Below are 7,023 nucleotides of genomic sequence, written 5' to 3'. Positions count from 1 at the left end.
GGACGCCGCCGAGTGCGTGCTCGGATATGTAGAGCACTACGGCTGGGAGTGGAGTCGCGTACCGGGAGGCATCGTGGTGGCGGCCGAGGGCATCGGTTCGTTCACGGTGGAGTTCGCAGCGGACGGTCAGCTCACCGGTCTGTCGCTGCACAGGTGAGGATGCCCGAGCCAGGGCATTGGACGTGTATTAGTCAGCCGCGGCCCGTGGTACCGCACCCTGCGGTCAGCGTTCGCTGAGCGCTGCGGTCCCGGCTTCCCGCATGGCCGCCACCACCGTGTCGCGCTGTGCCGGATCGGCTCCGGTCATCAGCTCCACCTGCAGCGCGGCCTGGTGGATAAGCAGGTCGAGTCCGCCGAGCACCGTGCCGCCCGCCTGTTGCCAGGCGGCAGCGAGGCGCGTCGGCCAGGGATGGTAGATTACGTCGAAGAGCGTGCCCACGGGCTTGGTCACGCCCTCCGCCAGCTCGTCCGCGGCGCCCGCAGGCGTCGTGTTGACGACGAGCGGGCTTGCGAGTGCGGTAACCGCGCCGTCCCAGCCGTGAACGCGCAGTTCGACGCCTAAGCGCTCCGCCACCGGCCGCAATTCATCGGCCCGGGCCAGCGAGCGCACGTAGATATCGACGCCGCCGCCATGGACGATCGAGGAGAGCGCCGCGAGCGCGGACGCGGCCGTAGCGCCTCCGCCGAGAACCGTCGCCGTTTCCGCAGCGGTGATCCCGCGCTCCGCGAATGCGGCGACGAAGCCGGGCACGTCCGTGTTCTCGCCGCTCAGAGCCCCGTTCTGACCGAACAACACGGTGTTGACGGCCTCGACTGTGAGCGCGGTTTCGCTCACCGCCTCGAGCATTGGCATGATCGCGCGCTTGAGCGGCATGGTGAGCGACAGGCCACACCACTGGGTCAGGTCGAGCCCGCGGAGGAAACCCGGCAGCGCGGCCTCGTCCACCTCGAACGCCTCGTAGCTTCGGCCGGTCTGACCGAGCCGCTGATACGCGGCCCGGTGCAGTACCGGCGAGAGCGAATGCGCGATGGGCGAGCCGAGTACCGCAGCCCGATAAGCGGTCGTCACGCGGTCGTCATGCGGCGTCGTACCGCCCCTTCCATCGCGCCAAGGTCATCGGTTCGATCCGCACAGCCCCTTGTACTTCTGGCCGAGTTGCTGCCACTGCGTGTTGTTCGACGCGTACATGACGCCGTCAGGCGTGGCGCAGAAGTACTGGTAGTTGTTGGCCCGGTTCGGGTTGATGGCTGCGTCGACCGATGCCTGGTCGGGGTTGTCGATCGGGCTCGGCGGCAGCCCCTTGATACCGAAGACGCTGGTGTTGTACGGGTTCGTGGTGTCCTTGTTGTTCGGCACCGTGCCGACGTTGCCCATGCCGTACAGCGTGGAGGTGTCGAAGCCCAGGTGCGCGAACAGCGCCGGGTTGTTGAACCGGTTGAACACCACTCCGGCGATCTTGTTGAGGTCGGCGGTGTTCGTCCCGGCCTCGGCGCGCGCCAGCGAGGCGATGATCAGAAGTTTGTACGGGGTCAGGCCGAGTGCGGCGGCCTTGGCGACCAGGTTCTCCTGGTTGAAGACCGCCATCTGGTCGTCGACCATCTTCTTCAGCAGCGCGGTGGGCGACTTGAAGTCGGTCAGGACGTACGTCTCGGCCGCGATGAAGCCCTCGATGTGGGCGTACGGGAACTTCGCGCCGGGCTGGCCGGTGTCCCAGGACGGCAGGTCGATCTGGCCGCCGGCGATGGCGGCGCGCACGTCCGCGTCGTTCCAGCCGGTCTTGGTCTCCAGCGCGGCGAAGACCTGCGAGGCGCGCTCACCGCCGTAGGTGATCAGCTGCGACTTGCTGTCCTGGTTCTTCGGGTCCAGCAGGTCGGTGATCGCGCTCGCGGCGCTGATGCCCTTGGGCAGGAGGTAGGTGCCAGCCTGTATGTTGCCGCACTTCGGGTCGGCGTTGCAGGCGTTGGTGAACGCCCGCTGGCTCTTGATGATGCCCGCGTCGAACAGGATGCCGCCGATCGTGCGGCCGCCGGAGCCTGACGGGATCGTGACGTCGACCTTCGCGCCGGTGCCCGTGGTCGAGATGTAGTCCGGCGGCGCGCCGTACTTGCTCTGATACCACTGCACGCCCTTGTAGCCGCCGTAGCCGAGGCCGCCGGCGATCACCGAGAAGGCGATGAAGACGGCGAGGCAGTTGCGGCCCTTCTTCTGCTTCTTGCCGCCGCGGCCCGAGCCGGGCTCTTCGCCGTCCTCGTCGTCGATCAGGCTGAAGCGGCCGTCATTCGGCGGCTGCTCCTCGGGCACCGCGTCGGCGGGTTCGCCGCCGCGGCGGCGATTACGCGGCGACGGGGCTTCGGCGCGGTTCCCGGCCTCGCCGGGGTAACCCGGGGAACGACGCGTGGACCGCGACGCGCCGGGGAATTTGTCATCGTCCTCGTACTGCGCGAAGTCGTTGGACGTGTCAGGAGCCAGACCACCGCGGCGCGCGTACGGGTCCTGGACCCGCATCTGCGACTGCGTGCTTGCCGGGCCACGTCCCGGGGCGCCGCGGCCGGCTGCCGGGTAGCCGCCGCCTGGAGCCTGAGCGCCGGTCTCGTAGCCGCCACCAGTGGTCGGGTACTCGCCGCTGCGGCGGCGCGGGTCACGGTCGACCGGCTGGTACTCGCCACTCGAGTATCCGTCGCGGGTCGGCCGCGTGTAGCCGCCCGACGAGTACGGGTCGGCTGGTGTGTACGACCCGGACGAGTATTGGCTTTGCGAGGGCTGGCCGCCACGCGGTGACTGTCCGGATGAGGGCTGATACGCGTCGGACGAGTAGGAGCCCGAGCCGTAGCTTTCAGATGTCGAGCCGTAGGCGTCATTACCGTACGAGCCCGATGCGTAGGGGTCCGCGCTCGGACGGGAGGGCTGAGACGACCGCGGCGCCTGACCACGCGTCGGGTACTGCTCTTGGCTGCGCGGCGTCTGCGGCTGAGCCGGAGCTTGATACTGCTGTTGCGGCTCATACGACTGCTGGCCGTACGACTGCTGCGATTCGTATGACTGCTGCGATTCGTACGACTGCTGCTGCGGCTCGTAGGACTGCCGCTCGTAGGGCTGCTGGTACGACGACTGCTGATATGACTGCTGCTCCGAGTAACCCTGTTGCTGCGAAGAGTTCCAGCTCTGCGGGGGCGTCGAGCGCGGGCCGAGTTCGTCGTAATACGGCTGCTGCGGTTGCGAGGAGTAGCCCTGCGAATACTGCTCCGACTGGTACGGGTCCTGAGGGTACCCACCCGACTGCCCGGCCTGCTGCGGGTACTGTCCGGGCTGTCCCGACTGCTCTTCGTGCCCGTACGCTGCGCGGCGTCCCCGGCTCTGTCCGTAACCGGGAGTGGGAGCCGGTTCCTGCGGATCGCCGTACCAACCGTCGTCGCTCAAGCCTCGAACTCCTTAACCGGGGCGTGGGGCGCGCCGTCGTCGTCAACCACGGACAGCTGACCGGGCGGACGCCCGGAGGCCCGCTCGGCGTCGAGCGCGTCCTGCAGGATCACCACCGCCGCGGCCTGATCGACCACGGCGCGGCTACGGCGACCGCGAACTCCCGACTCGCGTAGTCCACGTGTCGCGGTGACGGTTGTCAACCTCTCATCGACGAGCCGCACGGGAATCGGGCGAATTGTCCGCGCGAGCCGGCCGGCGAACTCGCGGGCCTTCACGGCCGCGGGTCCCTCGCTTCCGGACAGTGACCGGGGCAGACCGACCACGGCTTCGACGACCTCGTGCTCGGCGGCCAGCGCCGCGAGGCGGGCGAGGTCGCCCTCGCCCGCCTTGACCGTCTCGACCGGCGTGGCCAGCAGTCCGTCGCGGTCGCAGACCGACACTCCGATCCGGACCGCTCCGACGTCGATGCCGAGCCGTCTGCCCGCTCTCACCGTTCTCCCTATCGCCCAGGCGCGCGTCGCCTCGCTGCCGCGGCACACCGACCGCGGGCTGCCGCGCCGGGCCGGTGTGTCCCAGTCCAGCACGGTATCGCGATCCTGGTGCGCCGACCGTCCAGGACGTACGGCCGGTCGTTCTGGTTCAATTCGCCCCGGTTCGGTTTCGGCCACCGGGACCGGACCGGACCGCGTCCGGCTGCCGTCCGGCGCGCGTTACGCCGGACCGGCCGCGGCGACCTGCACGCGGACCGCTTCGAGCGCCGCGTCGAGCGCACCGACGTCGGTGCCGCCGCCCTGTGCGACGTCGTCCTTGCCGCCGCCTCCGCCGCCAAGCGCCTGCGCGGCGGTCTTGGCCAGGGCCCCGGCCTTCAGGCCATGCTCCCGCGCCGCCTCGTTGGTCGCCACCAGGACCACCGGGCGCCCGTTCGCCGCAGCCGCGAGCGCGACCACCGCGGCCCGGGAGCCGAGCCGCCCGCGCACGTCGAAGGCGAGCTTGCGCAGGTCGTCCGCGGAGGTGCCGTCCGGCGCGCGGTGCGCCACGAAAGCGACGCCGTGGACGTCCAGCGGGTTCCCGGCCAGTTCGCCCGCGACCGCGAGCACTTGTCCGGCCTTGAGCGCCGCGATCTCCTTCTCGGCGTCGCGCAGCTTGGCGACGATGCCCGCGATGCGCTCGGGCAGCTCCTCCGGCCGGGTCTTGACCAGCTCGGAGACCTGAGCGAGCAGCACGTGCTCGCGGGCGAGGAAGTTGTACGCGTCCGCGCCGACGAGTGCCTCGACGCGGCGGACGCCCGCGCCGATGGAGGATTCATGCAGAAGCTTCACGAGGCCGAGGCGCCCGGTATTCGGCACATGTGTGCCACCGCACAGCTCGTGTGCCCAGTCCCCTACGGACACGACGCGTACCCGGTCGCCGTACTTCTCGCCGAACAGCGCCATCGCGCCCATGGCCTTCGCCTCGGGCTGCGACATGATCTGTGCGGTAACCGCGAGGTCGTCGACAAGCACCGCGTTGACCAACTGCTCCGCGTCCGCGAGTACGGACTGCGGTACGGCCTGCGGGTGCGCGAAGTCGAAGCGGAAGCGGCCCGGTGCGTTCTCTGAACCCGCCTGCGTAGCGGTCTCGCCGAGCAGCTGGCGGAAGGCGCGGTGCACCATGTGCGTTGCCGTGTGGGCGCGGGAGATCGCGTGACGGCGCGTCACATCGACTACCGCCTCGGCCGGCTGCCCGACGACGACCTCGCCGTCGCGCACCACCGCGCGGTGCACGATGAGGTCGCCGACCGGCTTCTGCACGTCGAGCACCTCGACCAGCGCGCCGTTGCCGAGCCGGATCAGGCCGTGGTCGGCGAGCTGGCCGCCGCCCTCGGCGTAGAAGGGGGTGCGGTCGAGGACCAGCTCGATCTCCTCGCCGGTGCCCGCCTCGGTCGCCACCGAGCCGCCGCGCAGCAGGCCGCGCACGCTGCCCTCGCTGGTGGTCTCGCCGTAGCCGGTGAACTCGGGCGCGCCCGTGGCGTCGTAGAGCTCCCGGTAGGCCGACAGGTCCGAGTGCCCGGTCTTCTTCGCCTTCGCGTCCGCCTTCGCCCGAGCCTTCTGCTCGGACATCAGGCGCCGGAAGCCGTCTTCGTCCACGGTCAGGCCCTGCTCGGCCGCCATCTCGAGGGTGAGGTCGATCGGGAAGCCGAAGGTGTCGTGCAGCTGGAACGCGTCCGCGGCGGCCAGCTGCTTGCGGCCCTCGCTCTTGGTCGCGCTCACCGCGGTGTCGAAGATGTTCGTGCCGGTCTTGAGGGTCTGCAGGAACGACTCCTCCTCGCCGACCGCGACCGCGTCGATGCGCTTGTAGTCGGAGACCAGCTCGGGGTACTGCGGGCCCATCGCGTCGACCGCCGAGGCGACCAGGTCGTGCACGGTGGGCTGGTGCGCGCCGAGCAGGCGCATGTTGCGGATCGCGCGGCGCATCATGCGGCGCAGCACGTATCCGCGTCCTTCGTTACCCGGGACGACGCCGTCGCCGATAAGCATCGTCGCCGCGCGCACGTGGTCGGTGATAACGCGCAGCGCGACGTCCGACTTGTGGTCCTTGCCGTAGACCACGCCGGTCAGCTGCGCGGCCTTGTCCATGATCATGCGCGAGGTGTCGATCTCGTAGAGGTTGTCGACGCCCTGCAGGATCGAGGCGAGCCGCTCGAGGCCGAGGCCGGTGTCGATGTTCTTCGAGGGCAGGTCGCCGAGGATCGGGAAGTCGGTCTTGCCGGTGCCCGCGCCCCGCTCGTACTGCATGAAGACGAGGTTCCAGACCTCCAGGTACCGCTCGCCGTTGACAGCCGGTCCGCCCGCCTCGCCGTACGCGGGACCGCGGTCGTAGTTCAGCTCGGAGCAGGGGCCGCAGGGTCCGGGCACGCCCATGGACCAGAAGTTCTCCTCCATGCCGAGCCGCTGGATGCGCTCGGCCGGGATCCCGATCTTGTCGTGCCAGATGCCGTAGGCCTCGTCGTCGTCGAGGTAGACGGTGGCCCAGATCCGGTCGCCGTCCAGGCCGTAGCCGCCCGCCTCGACGGAGCTCGTCATCAGCTCCCAGGCGTAGCTGATGGCGCCTTCCTTGAAGTAGTCGCCGAAGGAGAAGTTGCCGCACATCTGGAAGAAGGACGCGTGCCGGGTGGTCTTGCCGACCTCGTCGATGTCGAGGGTGCGCACGCACTTCTGCACGGACGTGGCGCGCGGCGCGGGCGGGGCCTCCTGGCCGAGGAAGTACGGCTTGAACGGCACCATGCCCGCGTTGACCAGCAGCAGCGTCGGGTCGGCGGCGATCAGCGAGGCAGAGGGGATCTCGGCGTGTCCGCGCTTGACGAAGAAGTCGAGCCAGCGACGGCGGATTTCTGCGGAGTCCATCGGTCCTGTGCCTCTCGGAACGGTCGTCTGTCGGTCGATCAGTTCGGTAACGCGCCCTGGCTTTCATACGGGAACGCTCGCTGCGCGGGGCGCGCGTGCCCGGCTGCGTGGCCGGGCACGGATGCCATTGTCTCAGGAAGCAGACCGCAGCCGGTCCCACATATCCCCTCGCAGGGTATACACCGCGCCGGATGCGGTTCCTCCGGCGGCGCGCGCGTT

General features: G+C 69.7%; 4 protein-coding genes. All 4 read right to left on the bottom strand.

Annotation, left to right across the window (positions count from 1 at the left end; translation table 11 throughout):
- Positions 1-223: 223 nt before the first annotated feature.
- On the bottom strand, positions 224-1,069 hold the full coding sequence (locus tag VFA06_RS17255; RefSeq protein ID WP_324841619.1) for a shikimate dehydrogenase: 846 nt from the start codon (positions 1,067-1,069) through the stop codon (positions 224-226).
- 45 nt (positions 1,070-1,114) lie between these two features.
- Positions 1,115-3,418 (bottom strand): endolytic transglycosylase MltG, encoded by a 2,304-nt coding sequence (gene mltG / locus VFA06_RS17250; RefSeq protein WP_324841618.1) that lies wholly within the window; start codon positions 3,416-3,418, stop codon positions 1,115-1,117.
- Positions 3,415-3,912, bottom strand: coding sequence for a Holliday junction resolvase RuvX (gene ruvX / locus VFA06_RS17245; RefSeq protein ID WP_324841617.1), 498 nt, complete (start codon positions 3,910-3,912; stop codon positions 3,415-3,417). Before ruvX ends, mltG begins: the two co-directional genes overlap by 4 nt.
- Before the next feature lie 219 nt (positions 3,913-4,131).
- On the bottom strand, positions 4,132-6,804 hold the full coding sequence (gene alaS / locus VFA06_RS17240; protein WP_324841616.1) for an alanine--tRNA ligase: 2,673 nt from the start codon (positions 6,802-6,804) through the stop codon (positions 4,132-4,134).
- Between the last annotated feature and the right edge of the window lie 219 nt (positions 6,805-7,023).

Source organism: Actinocrinis sp. (assembly GCF_035653575.1).
Classification (GTDB): Bacteria; Actinomycetota; Actinomycetes; order Streptomycetales; family Catenulisporaceae; genus Actinocrinis.
Note: the sequence above shows the minus strand (reverse complement) of the source record. Positions and strands in the feature narration are given on the sequence as shown.